Raw genomic sequence first — 20,718 nt, forward strand, 5'->3', positions numbered from 1 at the left:
TCACCCCTAAAAAGATTATTATCATTAGTATAACCATGACGATACTGATTTCTTCCTGTTTATTCAAACTCAGTATATGTGAAAGTCAGACACGGCACACTGCTACTCTACCCAGTATACAAAAGGTACCCCTAGTTTGAACACCTTTTTTCAAAGTGTCCTGTCTAAGGGTACCTCTTCTACGCTATCTGACAAGTCAAAAATTTCTATTCTTCGTTAACGGATTCTGCGTACTTCTTAAAGTTATCCATAATCGCCTGCCAGCCTGCTTGCTGCATTTCGACAGCGTTCATCGTTTCCGTCTCGAACGTTTCGATGACTTTCGTCTCGTTATCTTGGCTGATGAATGTGATCGAAACTTCCCTGCCATCGCCTAATGTATAGGCAATGAACTCGTTGATCCGCACCTCATCATAAACGCCGCCAAATTCGAATTCAAAGCTGCCATCTTTCGCGGCCATCTTGGAAGTGAAGGATCCGCCAACTCGTAAATCATTCTCGGAGAATGGCGTGTGCCAGTCATCAGAGGCGTTATTCCATTGGGTGATATGCGCCGGCTCGGTCCAGAATTTCCAAACTTTCTCCACGGGTAATTGCACGACTGTTTGCACGGTTACTTTCTCAGCACCTGTTCCCATTTCAAGACCGCCTCTACTCGTATAGTAACTGCTAACAAGCACATTTTACCAGAACATTCATTCTTCCTCAACGCCTCGCCACATTACGCGTGAATCTTCACTTTCGTGCCTGTCGGAACCGTGCTGAACAACCATTCTACATCTTTATTCAGCATCCGGATGCAGCCGGCGCTGGCATTCGTTCCGATGGAAGAAGGCGCATTCGTACCATGAATGCCGTATTTCGTTCCTTGCGTATTCGGCACGCTCAGTCCAAGCCACCGGCTGCCCAGCGGGTTCTTCGGATCGCCGCCCGGGATTTCTTTGGCCATGTACCACGGATTCTTGATCTTCGTAATAATCTCGAAGCTCCCGGTCGGCGTTGCCCCTTTCTTCCTCCCGCTTGCAATATCGAAGCTCTTCTCAACCGCTCCACCCGCGATGACATATAACTTGTTTCGTGTAATGTCGATCTCAATGGAGACTAACTTGGTGGAGGTGGAAGTAGAGGTGGGGGGAGTCACCGCAGCAGTCTCCCCCGGACCTGCGATGCCCGCGCAGTCCTCGATCGAGTAGAACGGATTCGGAATTTGCACAACCTGCCCCGCTTTGATCGAGGCTGATGCTGCTCCGATGCCGTTCACCTTCGCAATCATTTGCTGATAGTCCTGCGCTTTATAATATTTGGTCGAAAGGCTGTACAAGGTATCGCCCTTATGTACCGTATATTTCAGTTCGCCTGCAGGCAGCGGCACGCGCAAATCCATATCTGCTTTCAAATCCGCTTCCGTTATGTGATTGTACGCCATTAATGCGTTCATGTAGTAGATGCGGTTGAAATAGTGATTCGTAATCGCGTACAAGGTATCGCCTTGTTTGACTGTATATTGATCCAGAACAAGCGGGTTCGACAATTTGAGTGCCGTCCCTGCTTTCAAGCTCACCTTCGGGTCCAGCCCATTCGTTCTTGCAACCTGCTCATAATCGCCGGTCAGATAAAACTTCTTCGCAATGCCGTATAACGTATCGCCAGGCTTGATGCTGTACGAAACACTGCTAAAGGATTCTGTTTCTGTGTATCCCTGTGCGTTCGTCATTACAGGAAAGCTTGTACATAAGACCACCAACAACACTATACTTAAGACCCACTTCGATTGCCTACTCAACGATGATCACACCTTCTGCCGTAATAATTTGCGGCTCAGATGATTCGTCATCATTCGTCAGGAATCCTTTTTATTTCATGTCGATTTTTGAAAAATAATCCAATCGTAGGAGAGCGGGGAAGAAGCTCAGTCGCAGTGGGTTCTTGAGCACCAACCTGCTTCTCCTTTTGCCCGGTTATCTGAGAGGAATAAAGTCCCAGCTGGATGTGGCGGCTTTAAACCACCGTATCGTTGGCAGTGAAGAGCCATTGATCGAGCCACCCGAACGCATCCTCTTGCATCTGATTATCGAATTTATGGGACCCCGGGTAGAACAGACCGCGATAACGATCACCGGCCCCCATTTTCTCATAAATCGCCTTTAGCTTCCGGTCGCTCTCTTCTTGTCCTTCTAGGGTCCATAAAGGATCGTCGATATCATATTGCACCATTACGGCATTCGGACCGCTTAAGGAGATGATGTCCGGCATATCCAGATAGGAGGATAAATGCGGGACATGCATCATCCACGTATGCCGCTGAATGCGATGGGCTACAACTTCACGGTTCGTGGACATGAAACCTATGCAAACCGAGCATTTAATTCGATCATCCAATCCCGCGAGGAAAATCGTCCTTAAGCCGCCTCCGGACAATCCGCCGCACCCGATTCGATCGCCGTCTACCTCTGGCCTTGTCAACAAATAATCGACCGCCCGTCGATCCTCATAAGCCATGATGCCCGTCCACGTGGTGCCTGCAAGAAATAACGTTTTGGCTACCATGGATTCGTGCTCGCCCGCAAACTGATTGTAGGCTTCAATATAAGCTCTGGAGCCCGGCTCTGCATTCAGCACAGGCTGCACATATTCTTTCGAGACACTCTCTGCGTCCAGCTTCCTTGATCCCCATAGGAAAACATCCGGCACAAAAACAACATAGCCCCGTTTAGCCAGCTTGGTCGCCCATGAACTGCCTTCATAAGCGGCCTGCTTGAATTCTGTCATGATTTCTAGCTCATCATCCAGCTCCACCAGCTTCTCTTTGCCGAAGTACTTGAACCCACCATGATCATGAAGGGCCACGACAGCCGGCAACTTGCCTTCCCGTTCAGACGGATACAGCAGAATGCCCTCCGTTCTTGGGCCAAACGGCTGCTCGTAACTAACATGCTCCACGACTAGGCCATCCTTCACGTACGAGCGATCCACGCTTGCTTGCATGGGACATGCATCGGCCTGATAGGAGAGCAGCTCCATCACCTTCGCCTTTGTCGTCGTTCTCCAACTCTCGATGTCATCCCCCTCATACGCTAGAAAAGAAAGCGGAAACGAGCATTTCTCCATGGCATTCATGGCCAGTGGTAAATAATTGCCGAATAGACTCTTCATGTCGGATTCTCCCTTCCATACTTAGACAGCCTTGATTCTGTTAAAGATTCGCAGCAGCGGGATGGACAACAACAGCGAAGCAACACCAGCTAAGAGGAATGGCATCGAAATCATACCCGTAGCCATGTAGCCTGCTATGGAGATTGCCCCTCCGCCTTTGAGCGCTACCTCTCGGGAAACCAGGCACCCGGGGAGGTTATGCGTTCTTTTGCTTTCTTGAACGAAATTCGCGAAGATCGGAATGGTGAAGAACGGGACCAGAAATCCGCCCGCCGCGGACAAGGTAAATACACTAACCGGTGCCATCGCATACGGCCGCATGATCCAAATAATTGCATAAGCAAGCAATGGCAGGAGTGCCGGCAGCAGCCATTTGCGCACATCCGTCAACTTGCCAATCACTAGATTAGCGGCTAGTACGCCAAATTGAATAAACACGGCTACAAAACCAACATCGATGAAAGCTGCGGAGACGGTGAACACATACAAGGACCAGAAGATGTCGGCCGTATCACTGAAGCCAGACAATACCGATGAAACCAGATAAATTCGGATGGCGGCAAATGTAGATTGGGGCTGGGGCTCCGCTGATTCCAATGCTGCCTCCGAAGCAGTGGACATCAATGGCGTTTCATCCCTATTTTGCAAGTATGAAACTAGCAGCACGATAATCGATACAACGAAGAAGGTAATCGCGATCGTCGATACCGCTTCAATGCCGAAATAAGTCAGCACGATTCCGCTTATGCCGGGTCCGATGATTTTGCCTGCAACCGATGCGGCGCGGAAGCGTCCCGTAGCTTTCCCCACTGCTTTGCCGGACGAAGCGGCGAATAGATAGTTCAACGGAACCCAATAGAACGCATTGGCACAGGCTGTTGATGCGATCAAACCATACAAGAGCAGGCTGCCATGTCCCGCTACTAATAAATACTGAGTAGCTAGTACGGGGATAAGTCGAAGCAAAATGAACACAACCGGTTTTGCCGTCATATACCGGCCTAACATCATGTTGAGCAGGGACTGAACGATATAATAGCCGCCTAAGTAGGCCGCCGCATAACCGATCGAGCCCAGCTCTTTGTAGATTAAGATGGGGATAAATACTTTGAGCAGGCTGTCCGCAAGCTCGTTCATAACTCTGTGGACCAGTAAGATCTTGGGGTTTATCGTTCTCAAGCGACTCTCTCCGATGCATGTACTCTCTAGTTATACTGTTATTATAAAGAACCTAATTCCAGTTTAGTAGTTCATAGTCACAATAAAAAAGGTGACACAGGGTTTATCCCTGTGCCACCGCTATGACCGCTCGCACACCTCTCGCCGCGCAAGCTAACGAACCGTTCGTCAGAGCATCGCTCGTTAGAATTTTTTTGGCGCTATTTTCAGGCAAATAAGCCCTGTACGGTTCGTTAGCGCATCCCGGCTTCCGACATCCGACTTCCGGCAACTCGCGCAGCTCGCACACCGCAACTGGCTCGCGTAAGCGTTCACTCATACACTAAGCACGATTCAATGCATCAAGCTCGGCCGTTACGGACTCGATCATCGTGACGAAAGCTGCCAGCTCCTGCGAGCTGGCCGCTTGGTCGCGCGCGATTTTGACCGTTTCATCGCTGCCGCTCTGCACCTCGCCTAATATCTTGCCAATATTGGACAGCTTCTCTTGAATCGTCTTCAACGATTCCTTCGAGTGTCTGGCCAGCTTACGGATCTCATTCGCAACCACCTCGAACCCACGCCCGCTGTCGCCCGCGCGCGCCGCTTCTATCGCAGCGTTTAAGCCGAGCAGATGAGTTTGGTCGGATATTTCCCGAATCATGGCGCCCATAAGGTGAATCTCTTGGATTTCCCCCTGCAGCACTTCCACGTTTCTGTGCGATTTCTCCTGAAGCTCCGAAGTGAACGAAGCGGATGCGGCAACCGATTGCGTGCTGCTCCTCAGCTCAACCATCATCGAAGCTAACTCTTGTACAGCCGCGCTGATTTTCTGAAGCATCTGCTGTCTTTCGTCGGCCATTCGCTGGATGATCGCCTTCTCGTCCATTTCATACGCTTCCAACACGAGCTGGGAGTCGAAATTAAACATTTTGCTAAGCGCGAAAATAATAGCTGTCCACTGATCCGGAGCTGCCGCTCTCATATGCTTGGTTGCAATATCGAGATACAGCATATAGGTACCGAGGTACCAGGTCGTCGTCAAACCGATCCGCGAATGCACATTGCCGATGAACAGTCGGCGCTTGATGAACTCTTCATCGATGCTGCCTTCCGTCATCGTTTGGAAATACCAAATTTGCGTTCCCTTCAATCGGTCGACTGTGCTGTGCTTGTTAATAATCTCAACCAACTCGGGCTGTGTGAGTACTCGGTCATATAATTCGTCCACGACGGATTCCGTAATTTGCTTAAAGATGCCGGCTTGCGATTGAAGCAGTTGAAGATCCTCTTCCGTAATGCCTATGTAATCGATTTGCTTTCTTCGTTCAGGGCTAACATTGATCATCATGATCTCTCCTCATTGTTGGAAAAAAAACCTACATGTGCAACTCCCCTATATTCTAACGATAAGCGGCATGACCGTGTATCGGGATATTCCCTGATAAACAGGCTTGAAAACCCTGAATTTCAGGGACGCCGCTCCGGGACTTCCTTCATTTTCTCGCGGTATCTTGTTAAGATGAGAGAATTAGTCCGGTTGATAGAGAAAGCCAGAGGGAGGAACCTCTTATGATTCGCATATTCATCGTGGACGATCATGTCATCGTCCGGTCGGGGCTGAGGTCTCTACTGGATGGAAAACATGACATGTGTATCGTCGGTGATGCAGCAGACGGGGACGAAGCCATTCGTCTCGCACAGGAGCTGAAGCCGGATGTGGTATTAATGGATCTAAGCATGCCTCACGGCAAAGATGGCATGACCGCAACTAGAGAGTTGAAGACCCTTCTGCCGGAAACCTATGTCCTTATTCTTACGATGCATGACGATGGCGAATATTTATTCCGTGCGATACATGCCGGCGCCTCCGGTTATATTTTGAAGAGCGCTCCGTACGAAGAGTTAATTACCGCGATACAGACGATTGCCGAAGGGGACGCCTACTTATATCCGACCGCTACGAAACGACTGATGAATGAGTACTTGGAGAAGCTGCGGCAAGGCGAAAATACGGGAAGCTATGCTTCGTTGTCCGACCGTGAGCAGGAAGTATTAGTCGGGATTGCCAAGGGCTACTCGAACAAAGAACTCGCCGAGCAGCTTGTGATCAGTGTCAAAACAATCGAAACGCACAAAAGCAACCTGATGGACAAGCTTGGGCTGCGCACACGGCCGGACTTGGTTCGCTATGCCGTGGAGAGGGGACTGTTAAGCTATGAATAGCAGGCACTCTTACCCGGAAGTAATCGGGCAAAAGGTGAACTCTCTTCTGGCACGCCTGGATGATCATATTACCGAGCCAGCGTTCCGTGAAGATTTGCATCAAATGCTGAAGCAGCTGACTGACGTGAAGCTTGCACTCGATGAATCCTCCATTGTCGTCGTCACCGATCATCATGGGATTATTCAATATGTGAACGATAAGTTCTGCGAAGTCTCCCAGTATTCACGCGACGAATTGATCGGCAAGGATCACCGCGTTATTAACTCGGGGTTCCACGGCAAAGCGTTCTTCGAGGAGTTATGGCAGACTATTCAATCCGGCCGGGTATGGCGCGGAGAGATCCGAAATCGGGCGAAGGACGGCAGTATTTATTGGGTGAACACGACCATCATGCCTTTTCTTGATAACGATGGGCTTCCCTATCAATATTTGGCCATTCGCAACGAGGTTACGCAGCTGAAAAAGGTCGAAGAGGAGCTTCAGGAGATGATGAAGCGCGTGATGCACATTCAGGAGACGGAGCGACAGCGTTTCTCACGTGAGCTGCATGACGGTATTGGGCAAAGCTTGTTCGGGCTTGTTATCCAGTTGGACCAGCTGATTGGGGAACAGATAATCGATCAGTCTGAGCTGTCGACAATCCGGCAGTCCGTATCGACGATTATTGAGGAAGTACGAAGTCTGGCGTGGGATTTGCGTCCTTCCGTGCTCGATGACTTAGGTGTTATCCCAGCGCTGCGAACGTATATCGATAATTACAAGCAGCATTACGATATCCAAGTCCAATTCACATGCACGCTGCGCACTCGTCTGGATCCTCGCACCGAGACCGCACTATATCGAATTGTGCAGGAAGCGCTGACTAACGTGGCCAAATATGCTACGGTGTCCGATGCTGCAGTAGATGTGTCGGAGTCGGAGGAGCATGTTTATATTCGAATTATGGATCGTGGGAAAGGGTTTAATCCCAATATGAACCGCCAGGGCGTCGGACTCTTCAGCATGGAAGAGCGCGCTCGCGGTATTGCCGGACAGCTTGAGGTGGTATCTGCCCAGGGGGAAGGGACTACGATTACGTTGATGGCGCCGAAGAGGTTGTAGGCCGACTCCAACCTGTAACGGTTGTGAGAGTGGTTATTGGGTCTAAAAAACCTGTTTTTATTTTCTTACGGTTGTGAGCGAGCTTATTGGGACATTATCTGGTAGAAATCAACCATTATGCCGTAAATAACGCCGCTCGCAACCGTTAGAATTATAGAAGCCGTTCATTTCATGAAATAGCCACGCTGACAACCGTTAAACTCAACAGCTGATAACGGAACTACGCTGTAAACAGTACACAACCGCTCCTCCAACTTATTCCGCAAAAAACTGCGCAGCCTTCGCACGATGATCTTCCGTGATATGAATGGTTATCGCTTTATAGGCGATATATACCGCTGTTCCATCATCTGCAAAACCTGCGACGGGAATGAAGTCAGGAATGACGTCGATCGGAAGTATGAAGTATGCCAGTGCGCCGATTGCTGTCACTTTCGCAGCTGTCGGTGTAGCCGGGTCCATCGCGCAATAATACATCGATACGGCTTCGTGGGAGAAAGGCACTTTTGCCGCATATTTCTTCACTTTGGACCAGAAACCCTTGTTCACATAGTTGACTTGCTCTTCATGATCACCGATTCTGGAAATATACTTGTCCGTTTCGACTTCCTCGATTGCAACACCAGGTGGAGCTGCCTCGACTGCTGACGCAATCTCTTCATCGGAGAATGCAGCCGGAATCACATCATCGTCGACCAGCTGTTCCTTGCATGATTCACAAAGAGCAGTTTTCACTTTCCATGTATCTACTTGATTCTTGCGGCCACAATTCGAGCACTCAACGTTCATTTGCATGGTAGCCCCTCCTTGTGAAAGGTGATTTTAGGATATTGGCATCGTACAACCATTGTTGACAACAATCCCTATTACCCCATTGTGTTTACACGTAATCCTAGTCCTTATAAGGATCGAATTCATCCGCACCGGCCATGCAAACGCCGATCGGCTTCCGCATGTGCGGAACTTCATTTATGATACAAAAAACCTCTGCATATGCCATATGCAGAGGTCTATTTCAATTGAACTCCCAGCAGTTCAAGCTTAACGTGCCCAGCTGGTAGCTGCGATGCAGCAGCTTCGCTTGCCTGTTGTTGTCGCCGGCCCCCATCGCAAGAAGCAGCGGAATGAAATGCTCATTCGTCGGAACGGCTTCCTTGGCATAAGGAGCTAGTGTCTCGTAATTGAACAATGCTTCTAGGTCCCAGTTCTCCAGCTTATCTTGAATCCATTTGTCGAAGGTGACAGCCCATTCCTCCGGTGTATTTCCTCCGCGCCAATTCAACATCCGCAGATTATGAACGATCCCCCCGCTGCCAAGGACCAGAATGTCTTGCTCCCGTAACGCTGCCAAAGCTTTTCCGATTTGATACTGCTGCTCATTGGACAGATACCGGTTGACGGACAAGGCAATAACCGGAATATCCGCGGCAGGATACATCAGCTTCAGCACCGCCCATGCCCCGTGATCCAGTCCTCTCTCCGAATCCATGACGCTCGGAATGCCATTCTTCTCGAATAGCTGCGAAATTTCCTCACTGATCGTAAGATCGCCATTAGCAGGGTAAGTCACCTTGTATAGTTCATCTTGAAATCCGGAAAAATCATAAATAGTGGAGTACGTATCCACGGTACTGACCGTTTGCGTTCTGTTCTCCCAATGCGCCGAGAAAATCACGATAGCTCTTGGTTTGGATGGCAGCGCAGCGGCAAACTGCTTCAGAAACTCGGTATAGTCATGCTGTTCGAGTACAAGAGACGGTGCTCCATGAGCAATGAAATAAGATGGCAGCATAATATTTGTTCACTCCTTCGGTTGTTTTGATTCGTTTTGTTTCGATTATCGCCCAGCATCCGCTTGAAGCCAGCTGACGAAGTCTCGTTGATTCTCTTCCGATACGCCATGATCCGTCGGATAGATCTTGAACGTGCAGTTCGGCGTTAATTGTTGAAAATACGCCGCGTTGTCCTTCCCGATCTGAACCGGGAATATGGAATCAAACTCCCCATGTGAGATAAAGACAGACACTTGATCTACAGACTGCAGCTCGTATTCCGTCTTCACGAACTCCGGAACATAGCCGTTCAAGGCTACGATTCCTTTCAATTGCTTACCCATTGTCAGCGCAAGCGTCATGGATAGAATCGCGCCTTGGCTGAAGCCGAGTAAGTACCGCCCCGCTGGGTCAATCGGATATTTCTCCGTCGCGTAGTGGATGAACGCTTCTAACTGATGAACCGCAAGGTCGAAAGTTTCGCGAATCGGATTGCCCAATCCCTTCAGCTCGTAATATTGGTAGCCTGCGCCTAAACGAAGGTCTCCCCGAATGTTGATGATGATAAAATCACCCGACAATGGAGCCACCAGGCCATGCATGTTCTGTTCATTGGAGCCCTTACCGTGAAGGGTGATGATAGCCGGGTATCTCTTGGTTGGATCGCTGTTAGGCGGTAGATGGATATCATATTCATAAGCCACGTTCACTATAAACAACCTCCCAATCAAGCTCGCTGGAATATTAGTAATAAAGAATTAATTTTTATATGGCTAATATAACTCCACCCCACTAGTATGTCAATGAATTTATTGATAATATGTAATTATGTTCGGTATTACTAATATTTATAGGCAGGTGATCCTGATGGACATCGGTTCCACCATTCGCGCAATACGCAAACGCAAGAACATCACGATCGCCCAAATATGTGAAGAAACCGGTTTGTCGCAAGGTTTCATGAGCCAAGTCGAAACGAATAAAACGTCTCCTTCGATATCAACGCTGGATAACATCGCTGCGGCGCTAAACGTACCCCTAACCTATTTGCTCATGAAGAAGGACGAACGCATGACGATCGTCCGCAAAGATGAACGCAACGTGACCACAAGCGGCCTGGAGAAGCTGAAGGTCGAGCACCTAAGCTCGACTAGAGGGATGCGTATGATGCTCGTTGAACTTCCGCCCGGCGCCTCAACAGGAGCAGCGCCACATGCCCATAAAGGTGAAGAGTCGCATCTCGTCATCCAAGGGAAAATCATCGCCGAGCAAGGGGAAGATTCCGCCGTCCTGGAAGCAGGCGACTCCTTCAGCTGGAACGCCTCTACTCCCCATAGAGTAACCAATGTCAGCGATGGTATCAGCATCGTCCTCATCTCCGTGTACACCGGGTCGGAAGAGGATTTGGAACAGGAGTATCTATAGCACACGCACACAAAAAGAGGCTCATCCTCCGGTCGCAAACTCGACCTTGAGGATAGCCTCTTATTTTGTATTAAATCCCGAGCTTCTGCCCCTTCTCCAGCCGCTGAATTTGCTTCTCGCCTTCGTCTGCCAGGTCACGGAATTGACCGATTGTTTCGCGCATTTTGGGGAGAGCTTCCTTCTTGTAAGTGCTGATCGAATCCAGCGCAGCAAGGACATCCGTGAATGCTTGCTTCAGCGTGTCTACGGAGATGCTCGCATTAAGCGCCTGCTTGTGAATCTCTGCTCCTTGCTCCTTCAGCATACGAGAAGTGCCGGCGATTAACTCGTTTGTCGTTTGGTTCAACAGTTCAATCTTCTTCAATACGATCTTCTGATTATAGAGGGCGCTGGCGACCGTAACGGAAATTCGCAGTGCCGATATGGTCACATTCTTCGCTCGGTCAACACCGCGAATAAGCTCCTTGTTGTTGCGGATGACGACTTCGATTGCCATGATTCCCTGCTGATTGACGACTAGCATCTGCTGCAGGTCCATGACGCGCTGGCGCAAGGGGAACAAGACTTCTTCCGTAATAAAACGAATCTTGTCGGGATCTTCATTACGAGCTGTCGCTTCAGCGATTTGCGTGGCGATGGATTCATCCATCAACATGCCAAGCTGAATTTCTTTCTGAAGCTTCTTGGTCAACTCGCGAAGCGTCTGCTGCTCGATCTCGAGCGTCGTATTGTCGTTCTTGAGCGTCATTTTCCCTTTATCCAAGGAGACCACGATGTCGGCGATAACCGCATCGGCCTTCTGATATTTGAGAAAGTACGCGCGTAACGGATTAAATAACTTGCCCAGAAATCCCGTCTTCGCAAAATCCACGACACTCGGGTCCAAATCCTTCAGCTGCGTATGAAGCTCGGATAACCCTTTGGCAACTTGCCCGCCGTCATCGCCCGTCTTCGAGAGATTGCCGACTGACACTTGGAGCAGCGAGTTCTTATCTGAGGATGATTTCATCGTGTTCAGCCCGAATGCGTCGATGGACGTGAGAATCTCCTTGCGCTTCTCGAGCGATTCCGTGTCTAAAGCCATGATTGTGGATACGTTGTTATCTGCGATTTCCTTGAGTTTGGCGATCTCTTCGGGGACCGGCTTAACTTCTTGTTCGATTACCTGCTTAATTTGCTCCGGGCTGGCGACTTCCATCGAGAATGACATCGAATTCCTCCTTTAGGTTGGGCATTCCATTACATTTGAACGTTGAGAAGGTTGCCGATCTTGTAAACAACGTCATCTGTATCGGCGTTGATGCTTGCCGCCTCGTTAATGCTCGATATGCTTTGAAGCGCTTTGATGTTGGCATTGTAGCCGATGGTGTAGATCGGAACTTTGTAGATTTCGACCAGCTCTTTGATATCGTTGAGCGAATGGCCTTCGTTCGTTTCCCCATCGCTTAGGACGAAAATAACGGGTTTCATATTCGGGTTGACGAGCAATTGGTCTTGCAGCATCTTGAGCGCGACGATGATGCCATCGAAGGTCGCCGTTCCACCGCCGGATTGCAGATTGTTCACGGCTCCAACGAACAACGATTGCTGAATCGCGTCGTATTTGCCGATCGGCACATCGATGGATACGTCGCTGGAGTACGAGACGAGTCCGATGCTGTTATCACGGCCGAGATACTTCTGCCCTTTAAGCAGCGATTCCTTGAGGCGGGCGAGCGGCTCGCCGTCCATACTTCCGGAGATATCGGTTACGAAGACGGCCGATATCGGTTTACTTCCGTTCTTCTTCTCTTTCCACAGCTTCTGAGCGGAAGTCAGCGTTGCGCCGTCCATGACAGCCAGCTCGGATTTGTACTCTTCAAGCTGGTTGAACCCTTTGTCCTTCGCCATCTGCTGGTATTTGTCTTGCGTCACGAATTCCGCGAATTTCTTGATGATGTCGATTTTCTCTTGCGGAAGGTCCCCCAGAGCGAATAACGGACTGTCATGTCGAACACCGAACGGCGTAAATACATAGCCGCTCTTCAATTCCGCGGCGTTGACGAAGGTCTGGTATTCAAGCACGAAACCGTCCAGCATGCCCGACTTGGCTGCGTCTCGCATCTGTAAGGTAGTAGAAGCGATGAACGGCACGTTCGCTTGAAACTTCTCGAACCCTTGAACCGCTTTATCGCTCAAGCTATTGGCATTATCGAAGGTATGAAGTGCCGTTACGAGAAAGTTAAGTCCGGTTGAGCTGGCAAAAGGATCGGTATACCCCATCGAGAACTCATTGTTCGCAATGGCTTCGGTAACGGTTTTGACATTGACCGAGCCGTATTTATCGACCAATGCATCGTACTTGGCCTTGGCAATGACGATACCCGGAACATTGCCGACGAGTCGCGGTGCGATAAGCTGCGTCTTGACTCCGCTGGCTTCCGCCATTTTGCCCCATAGTTCGTTAGATGGCGTGAACGCGTCCGGAACATATTTGCCGGTCTTAATATAATCAGTCGCCGTCCCAGAGGCGATGTTGCGGATTTTCACAGATGCGGGCTGGCCATTCACTTCGATTCCTGCATGATTGAATTCCGTTGCGACTTCGGTTAACCAGCCGTCAACGCCGGTTCCCGATTTCTCTGTGGAGGAGAAGATTTCAACGAATTGATTGGACGTGTTGTTCACCGCAATCGGGAACTTGGAGATGTCCGGCAGCGAAGCGGCGACGTCGATGGGATCCAGATCGATCTGCCCTTTCACCGGCTCCGCGGTCGTTACGGAAATATCTTCGTACAAATTGCTTAGCTGCTTGCCGGCGTTCTCGGAAGTGACTTCCGCTTTGGACTTCCCTAAGTTCGAGGTCAGATTGATGCCGTAATACACGAGGACGAATACGAGACCCAAGATCAAAATCGATATCACCAAAAACTTGCTCTGTTTGGACATAACCGCACCTCTCACTGTTTGTAATATTTAGTCTGCTTGATTAACGAATCGATCTCTTGCATGCATGGCATCTGATCGATCTCACTCGGCTCGAAGCTGTCCAAGCGCGAAATTTCAAGCAGCAGCTTATCCAGCTTGATCAACATCTCTTCGTTCGACTCCAGCGATTGCTTAACGAATGTCAGCTGTTCATTGACGATCCCTGTTCTTACTTGGAGAAGCTCCGGGGATATCCGGGAAGGCTTGCGGTCTCCACCGGCATGCTGAAGCTCCGATTCATCGAACACATGCAGCCGATTCAAGATACTTCTTACATTCAGGTAAAATAATTTCTCAACCTCCCGGGTCACAGAAGCGAACTTCTTGTAGCTGAGTTCATTCGGATCGAATCGCTGCCCGAGCACGTTCAGCAAGGTGTCCTGCCTCTTATTCATCCGCTCCATCTGATCCAGGGCATAAACCATATCCTCCTGAAGCACTTTCACTCGTCTATACCGCATGAGCGCCTCCTCGAAGTCTTCTCGCGTTCGCAGCTGCTTGACAGGCGTCGTCTCCGGCTGCTTAAACAGCAGCGTGTAGCTACCATAGAGCAGCGCGATGCCGCTCGCCAGAAGCAAAGTAACGCCGAGAGCCGATTCGAACGGACGCTCCCCGATCTTGGCACCCATAAAGCCGGGCGAAAATACCGCAATATTCACAGCCGCGATGACCACGATCATACCCAGCAGTTTCACGAATTTAGTTCCCATCGACCATGCTCCTCCATCCAGGTTCATTCCAATGTACGCGGCTTGATCGCAACATATTTCCGTTTCCTTAATCTGGATTACGGAAGATCAGGCGCGTAGTTTCAACATCGCTCATTTCGCCCATTCGGACAAGAAGTCGCGAAGCTCGACAAGTTGTTCTATTTCGACATTTTCTTCCATTATCCTTGGTCATTACTTAAAATTTTCCATAAGAATGGCGTATGCATTCGCTTCCTGGATAACTCACATACTGACAGAGAGTCCCAAAACGAATAATTTTTTCACTTGATTTCCAACTATTTGTGTTATAATTTCCATAGTTTTTTTGACCGGAGAACAGCCCTATCGAAATGAAGGCGATATTCGGAACCTCAAAATCTAGAAACTTACAGAAGTCGGTGATCACATGTTTCAATTCAAGTGGCTTTGGCACAATCTGATAGGTGATCGAGCGCGTTATATTATCGCTTTATGCCTGTCGGTGGTGGGCTCCTCGCTCACCATTATTAATCCTTACATCGGACAGCGAATTGTCGATCTCTTCATCGCTGGCAATGATGCAGCAAGTAATCTGACCGACAAACGAGCGCTGCTGATCGGCCTTTGCTTGGGCATGATCGGGTTTTCCTTGCTTCGCACGGGTCTGTCCTATTTTACGACCTTGCTGTATGAACGAGCTTCGCAGAACATGCTTTATCGCGTCCGGATCTACCTGTACAACAAGATTCAGGGTCAGGACATGAAGTACTACGATCGCAATCGTACCGGGGATCTCATGACCAAGATGACAGGTGACCTCGAGATGGTCCGGCATTCCTTGGCGTGGATTATCAAAACGATCATCGAATCGCTAACGGTATTTATTGCGGCTGTGGCGTATTTCTTCTATATCGACGAAGAGCTGACTTGGTGGCTGCTCATCCTGTCGCCTCCGATTGGGATTGTAGCCTTCATATTCGCCAGACGCGTACGTCCGATGTATGTGGATCTTAGGGAGCGCCTCTCACAGCTGAATACGACGACGCAGGAAAATATCGCGGGTAATCGCGTGGTCAAAGCGTTCGCGCGCGAGGAGTTCGAAATCAACAAATTCACGGAGAAAAGCGTGAACTACTCCAAGGCCAATAAGAAGGCTGCCTTGGTTTGGCTGGACTATTTCCCCTACTTGGAGATCTTCTCTCAGGGATTCAGCGTTATTCTGATGCTGGCAGGAGGTCTGTTCGTCATGAACGGGCGGATTACATTCGGGGAATTCTCGGCTTTCTCCGCGCTCGTATGGGGACTATCCAACCCGATGCGCAGCATTGGTATCATTATTAACGATATTCAGCGTTTCTTCGCGAGCCTTACCAAGATCATTGAAGTCTATTACGCTCATCCGGAAATCGTCAACAATCACAACAGCAGCACGGTTAAGCGGCGTTATAACGGCCGCATTCAGTTCGAGCATGTGAGCTTTAAGTATGACAATGTGACGGTGCTGGAAGACATTAACTTCACGATCGAGCCCGGTGAGACAATCGCCATCATGGGTGCTACGGGATCCGGGAAAACGACGCTAATCAACCTCATCCCACGCTTCTATGACATTACGAAGGGCCGCGTCTTGGTAGACGGCAAGGATGTGCGTAAGCTTGAGCTGGACGAGCTGCGCGGCAATATCGGCATCGCAACACAGGATGTCCTGCTGTTCTCCGATACGATCGACGGCAACATTGCTTACAGCAATCCGGATATACCGGAAGAGGATGTCTTCAAGTTCGCCGAGCTTGCCGCTGCCCAAGATTTCATTCGCAAAATGCCGGAAGGCTACAATACCGTCGTCGGTGAACGCGGCGTCGGATTGTCCGGCGGTCAGAAGCAGCGTATCGCCTTGGCTCGGGCTTTGGCCGTTCAGCCTCCAATCCTGATTCTCGACGATACTACATCTGCAGTCGATTTAGAGACGGAAGAGCATATCCAGAAGAGTCTGCGCGAGCTGGACTTCCCTTGTACGAAGATCATTATCGCCCAGCGGGTATCCACGACGTCGCAAGCTGACCGCATTCTTATTTTGGACAATGGACGTGTCATTGAAGAAGGCACGCACGCCGAGCTTCTAGCTAAGCGCGGTTACTATTACGACGTATTCAAGCTGCAGATCGAAGGCATCGGAAGGGGGGCGATCGCTCATGGCTAGAAATAAGTTCGATATGGATGAGAATTTGGAGTCACCGTTTAATATCCGACATTTCCGGCGTGCACTGGTCTACATCAGAAGGCAGCAGAAGCCGATGATTATCGCGTTTGTACTTAGCGCTTTGTCAGCCGGTATCGCGCTCTCCGCGCCTCTCATTATGCAGCATGTCGTCGACGTGACGATTCCCGCTAAGGATCGTCAAGGGCTTGTCTTCTGGTCGCTGCTTACACTGGCCACCATCGTCGTCAGCGTTATCTTGGCCACGATTCGTTCGCGTATGATGACGAGTGTCGGGCAGGATATTATCTTCGATATCCGGACGGACTTGTTCAAGCACCTGCAGGAGCTGCCGTTCCAATATTATGACGATCGCCCACAGGGCAAAATTCTCATACGGGTCGTCAACTACGTCAACTCCGTGTCGGATGTGCTATCCAACGGGATCATTAACTTAATCCTTGAAATTATGAATCTGCTCTTCATTGCCATCTTTATGTTCGCTGTTGATGTGAAGTTATCTTTTGTCATTCTGGGCGGTCTGCCCGTCTTCCTTGGCGTCATCATGCTGATCAAGACTAAGCAGCGCCGTGCGTGGCAGTCGGTATCGAACAAAAGCTCCAACTTGAATGCTTACTTGCAGGAGAGCATCAGCGGCATTCGCGTTACGCAGATCTTCACTCGTGAGCAGCATAATGAAGGCATCTTCACCCGGCTGTCCACCAACTACCGCAGTGCGTGGATGAGAACGATGTATCTCAACTTCCTCGTCCCTTTCTCGGTAGATAACCTGGCGACGACGGTCACGACAGCCATCTACTTCGTAGGTTTGCTGGCACTCGGTCCGGAAGAGGTGACGTTCGGCGTCATCCTCGCGATGAGCAGCTACGCGTCGCGCTTCTGGCAGCCTATCCTTAATATCTCGAACTTGTACAACAGCTTCATCAACTCCGTCGCCTACTTGGAGCGTATCTTCGAGACGCTGGATGAACCGGTGACCGTCAGCGACGTCAAGGATGCGAAGGAATTGCCGCCTATCCAAGGGAGGGTTACCTTCGATGATGTGACCTTCGCTTACGATCCGGGGCACAACATCCTGCAGAACCTTTCGTTCGATGTCAAAGCAGGCGAAAGCATCGCGCTCGTCGGTCCGACAGGTGCAGGCAAGACGACAGTAGTCAATCTGATCTCGCGTTTCTACAACATAACAGGCGGACAGATTCGCATTGACGGCCATGATATTGCGCAAATCAAGCTTAAATCGCTGCGCAGTCAGATGGGGATCATGCTGCAGGACAGCTTCATCTTCTCCGGCACGATTCTGGATAACATCCGCTACGGCAAGCTCGATGCTACCGAGGAAGAAGTTATCGCTGCCGCTAAGGCCGTCTGCGCGGATGAATTTATCCGCGAGTTCGAGAAGGGCTATATGACCGAGGTGAACGAGCGCGGCTCGAAGCTCTCACAAGGTCAGCGGCAGCTCATCTCCTTCGCTCGCACGCTGCTGGCGAACCCGCGCATACTCATTCTCGATGAGGCGACTTCGTCCATCGATGCGCAGACAGAGCGTCTGGTGCAGATGGGCTTGAACGAATTGCTGAAGGGACGCACGTCGTTCATCATCGCGCATCGCCTCTCCACGGTGAAGAACTGCGACCGCATCATGTATGTCGCCGACAAAGGCATCGCCGAAAGCGGCTCGCACGATGAGCTGCTCGCGCGGCGCGGCCGGTATTACAAGCTGTATTCAGCGCAAAAGATGGAGGCTTAAGCGTTGTAGCCTCCATCGGCGAAAAGGCAAGCCCCCGATCCTCGTAGAGAGGTTCGGGGGCTTGTTTGTTGAGGAGGATCGTATTTATGCAGGCAGGCAGCTCGCATGAAAGTTATAGGTATGGGCCTTTTATGATGCGGGTGCTCGCTCGATTGTGGAATGTTGCTTTTCGTGCAACAAAAGTTGCAGCTTTCGGCTGTGAGTGTGGATATGCTGCGCGTTATGCAACATTTCGGCTCCAGATGACCTTTAAAGCCCGACATTTAAGAAGATGTTGCCTTTCGCGCAGCATTTGCGAAGTTTCGCTACTGTAATGGGAGAAATGTTGCTTTTCGCGCAACAATCGGTAAATTACTTCTCACGCATTTGAAAAAAAGGCCACCCTTGTTGCGGCGTGTTCCGCCGCATGCTAGGTGACCTTTTAATAATTACACTACTTACTCGCTCATCTGTGCCAGCATGTTGAGCAGAACCGTTACAGCTTCTGCTCTTGTTGCATGGTCTGCCGGGGCGAATTCGTTATTGCCCTTGCCTTGCACAATGCCTGCTTGCTTCACAAACGCAACGCCGGACTTCGCCCACGCCGGAATAGCCTTGTCATCCGAGAAGCCGGTTGTTGCAACTTCTTCAGTAGTCTGACCCATTGCCTTCGCGATCATCGCTGCCATCTCAGCACGAGATATTTGTGCGTCTGGGCGGAAGCTGCCATCTGCATAACCTGTAATAATACCTGCTTGTACCGCTTGAGCAACTGCTTTCTGCGCCCAAGTTCCGATTTTCGCATGATCCGTGAACGTAAGCTTTGCTCCTGCTTCTTGCGGCTTCAATGCATTCATCAGCATGACTGCGAACTCAGCGCGCGTGACGGTTTTGCCAGGCTTAAACGTACCGTCTTGGTAACCGTTAACGATTCCGCTGGTTACCGCCTTCTTGATATTAGCTTCAGCCCAATGCCCGGAGATATCGCTGAATTTAATTGTTGGTGTTGGATCCGTTGGTTTCTGATTAACAACGAATACCGCATATTTCGTAAAGTGATTGACCTCTACGGAGATGTGGTTTGCGTTGATTTGGACACCGCCAACTTTGACCCATTCCTTCTTCACTTCGTCGTAATAGAAGACCGCTACCTTCTCATCGCCACTCAATTTGGTCGGATCAAAAGCAAACGTGAGCGTGATGGACTTACTGAAGTTCTCCGAGAAATTCTTCAGAATCTCGAAGACTGGGCTGGCTAGAACATCTTCATCTGAAACTAAATTTTGAGTGTTCAACACTTTGTCTATTGTTAGTTTCAGGTTATTGGCTGTTGAACCAGCCGGAATAGCGATTGTAACCGCATCTTCAAAGCTAACCTTCCCAGATTGGCCTGAAGGAAGTGTCAGTGTCCCATCTGTCGAGATCACCGTAGTGTCGATTGGCGTTGTCGGTTGTGTACCAGTTGGAGCTGCTGTCACCGTTACACGCGTAGCCGTGCTTACATTGCTTGCTGCATCCGTTGCCGTTACCTCAAGCTGTGTAGCTGTTGGTAGAGCTGCTGTCAGCGTGATGGAGAACGTGCCTCCTGTTGCTGTTGCCGATCCCAGCGTTGTTCCGCCTGCTTTTACCGTTACCGTAGAACCTGCTTCCGCTGTACCTGTGATGACGAGGTCATCGCTGTCCACTACGTTCACCATCGGTGCTGCCGGTGGTGTTACGTCTGGCGGCGTTACAACTGTTGCTTCTGTAACCGTAATATGTGTTGCTGTACTTACATTGCTTGCTGCATCCGTTGCTGTTACCTCAAGCTCTGTAGCTGTTGGTAGAGCTGCTGTCAGCGTGATGGAGAACGTGCCTCCTGTTGCTGTTGCCGATCCCAGCGTTGTTCCGCCTGCTTTTACCGTTACCGTGGAACCTGCTTCCGCTGTACCTGTGATGACGAGGTCATCGCTGTCCACTGCGTTCACCGTCGGTGCTGCCGGTGGTGTTACGTCTGGCGGCGTTACTACTGTTGCCTCTGTAACCGTAATTTGTGTTGCTGTGCTTACATTGCTTGCTGCATCCGTTGCTGTTACCTCAAGCTCTGTTGCTGTTGGTAGAGCTGCTGTCAGCGTGATGGAGAACGTGCCTCCTGTTGCTGTTGCCGATCCCAGCGTTGTTCCGCCTGCTTTTACCGTTACCGTAGAACCTGCTTCCGCTGTACCTGTGATGACGAGGTCATCGCTGTCCACTGCGTTCACTGTCGGTGCTGCCGGTGGTGTTACGTCTGGCGGCGTTAC

17 protein-coding genes are annotated in these 20,718 nt (G+C 50.1%); 5 read left to right on the plus strand and 12 right to left on the minus strand.

Annotated features, from left to right (window positions below):
- Positions 1-206 precede the first annotated feature (206 nt).
- From AC0YNS_RS31295 to AC0YNS_RS31315, 5 genes are all read right to left on the minus strand, one after another.
- Complete coding sequence (locus AC0YNS_RS31295) at positions 207-638, minus strand: SRPBCC family protein (protein WP_475784774.1); 432 nt, start codon at positions 636-638, stop codon at positions 207-209.
- 83 nt (positions 639-721) lie between these two features.
- Positions 722-1,714 (minus strand): LysM peptidoglycan-binding domain-containing protein, encoded by a 993-nt coding sequence (locus AC0YNS_RS31300; protein ID WP_475784775.1) that lies wholly within the window; start codon positions 1,712-1,714, stop codon positions 722-724.
- 284 nt (positions 1,715-1,998) lie between these two features.
- Complete coding sequence (locus tag AC0YNS_RS31305) at positions 1,999-3,153, minus strand: dienelactone hydrolase family protein (RefSeq protein ID WP_475784776.1); 1,155 nt, start codon at positions 3,151-3,153, stop codon at positions 1,999-2,001.
- Positions 3,154-3,174: 21 nt separating this feature from the next.
- Positions 3,175-4,332 carry an MFS transporter gene (locus tag AC0YNS_RS31310; RefSeq protein ID WP_475784777.1) on the minus strand — a complete coding sequence of 386 codons (1,158 nt, stop codon included), beginning with the start codon at positions 4,330-4,332 and terminating at the stop codon, positions 3,175-3,177.
- Positions 4,333-4,654: 322 nt separating this feature from the next.
- A complete protein-coding gene (locus tag AC0YNS_RS31315; protein WP_475784778.1) occupies positions 4,655-5,662 on the minus strand; it encodes a protoglobin domain-containing protein in 1,008 nt (335 codons plus the stop codon).
- 221 nt (positions 5,663-5,883) lie between these two features.
- Between AC0YNS_RS31315 and AC0YNS_RS31320 the strand changes: the two genes are divergently transcribed.
- Together AC0YNS_RS31320 and AC0YNS_RS31325 are read left to right on the plus strand one after the other, a co-directional pair.
- Positions 5,884-6,537: a response regulator transcription factor gene (locus tag AC0YNS_RS31320; protein ID WP_475784779.1), complete on the plus strand. Its 654-nt coding sequence runs from the start codon at positions 5,884-5,886 to the stop codon at positions 6,535-6,537.
- Complete coding sequence (locus tag AC0YNS_RS31325; RefSeq protein WP_475784780.1) at positions 6,530-7,639, plus strand: PAS domain-containing sensor histidine kinase; 1,110 nt, start codon at positions 6,530-6,532, stop codon at positions 7,637-7,639. Before AC0YNS_RS31320 ends, AC0YNS_RS31325 begins: the two co-directional genes overlap by 8 nt.
- 255 nt (positions 7,640-7,894) lie before the next feature.
- Here AC0YNS_RS31325 and AC0YNS_RS31330 read toward each other — a convergent pair whose 3' ends face one another.
- The 3 genes from AC0YNS_RS31330 to AC0YNS_RS31340 all read right to left on the minus strand — a co-directional run bounded on the left by AC0YNS_RS31330 (position 7,895) and on the right by AC0YNS_RS31340 (position 10,121).
- Positions 7,895-8,434 carry a YkvA family protein gene (locus AC0YNS_RS31330; protein WP_475784781.1) on the minus strand — a complete coding sequence of 180 codons (540 nt, stop codon included), beginning with the start codon at positions 8,432-8,434 and terminating at the stop codon, positions 7,895-7,897.
- A gap of 220 nt (positions 8,435-8,654) precedes the next feature.
- Complete coding sequence (locus tag AC0YNS_RS31335; protein ID WP_475784782.1) at positions 8,655-9,431, minus strand: DODA-type extradiol aromatic ring-opening family dioxygenase; 777 nt, start codon at positions 9,429-9,431, stop codon at positions 8,655-8,657.
- Positions 9,432-9,476: 45 nt separating this feature from the next.
- A complete protein-coding gene (locus AC0YNS_RS31340; protein WP_475784783.1) occupies positions 9,477-10,121 on the minus strand; it encodes an alpha/beta hydrolase in 645 nt (214 codons plus the stop codon).
- A 157-nt stretch (positions 10,122-10,278) separates the two neighbouring features.
- Between AC0YNS_RS31340 and AC0YNS_RS31345 the strand changes: the two genes are divergently transcribed.
- Positions 10,279-10,836 (plus strand): helix-turn-helix domain-containing protein, encoded by a 558-nt coding sequence (locus tag AC0YNS_RS31345; RefSeq protein WP_475784784.1) that lies wholly within the window; start codon positions 10,279-10,281, stop codon positions 10,834-10,836.
- Between the two features lie 70 nt (positions 10,837-10,906).
- Here the strand turns inward: AC0YNS_RS31345 and AC0YNS_RS31350 are convergent, their stop codons facing one another.
- Genes AC0YNS_RS31350 through AC0YNS_RS31360 form a run of 3 tightly spaced genes read right to left on the minus strand, consistent with a single transcriptional unit; the run spans position 10,907 to position 14,513 of the window.
- Entirely contained in the window at positions 10,907-12,046 is a 1,140-nt protein-coding gene (locus AC0YNS_RS31350; RefSeq protein ID WP_475784785.1) for a toxic anion resistance protein, read from the minus strand.
- 29 nt (positions 12,047-12,075) lie between these two features.
- Positions 12,076-13,764 (minus strand): vWA domain-containing protein, encoded by a 1,689-nt coding sequence (locus tag AC0YNS_RS31355; protein WP_475784786.1) that lies wholly within the window; start codon positions 13,762-13,764, stop codon positions 12,076-12,078.
- 11 nt (positions 13,765-13,775) lie between these two features.
- Positions 13,776-14,513, minus strand: coding sequence for a hypothetical protein (locus AC0YNS_RS31360; protein ID WP_475784787.1), 738 nt, complete (start codon positions 14,511-14,513; stop codon positions 13,776-13,778).
- Between the two features lie 406 nt (positions 14,514-14,919).
- Here AC0YNS_RS31360 and AC0YNS_RS31365 point away from each other — a divergent pair, with 406 nt between their 5' ends.
- Complete coding sequence (locus AC0YNS_RS31365; RefSeq protein ID WP_475784788.1) at positions 14,920-16,692, plus strand: ABC transporter ATP-binding protein; 1,773 nt, start codon at positions 14,920-14,922, stop codon at positions 16,690-16,692.
- A complete protein-coding gene (locus AC0YNS_RS31370; protein ID WP_475784789.1) occupies positions 16,685-18,460 on the plus strand; it encodes an ABC transporter ATP-binding protein in 1,776 nt (591 codons plus the stop codon). The genes AC0YNS_RS31365 and AC0YNS_RS31370 overlap by 8 nt, the downstream gene beginning before the upstream one ends.
- A gap of 437 nt (positions 18,461-18,897) precedes the next feature.
- Here AC0YNS_RS31370 and AC0YNS_RS31375 read toward each other — a convergent pair.
- Positions 18,898-20,718, minus strand: a 1,821-nt coding sequence (locus AC0YNS_RS31375) for an Ig-like domain-containing protein (RefSeq protein WP_475784790.1), incomplete at its 5' end; no start/stop codon positions are given.

It is taken from the genome of Paenibacillus sp. J22FR21, assembly GCF_056269135.1.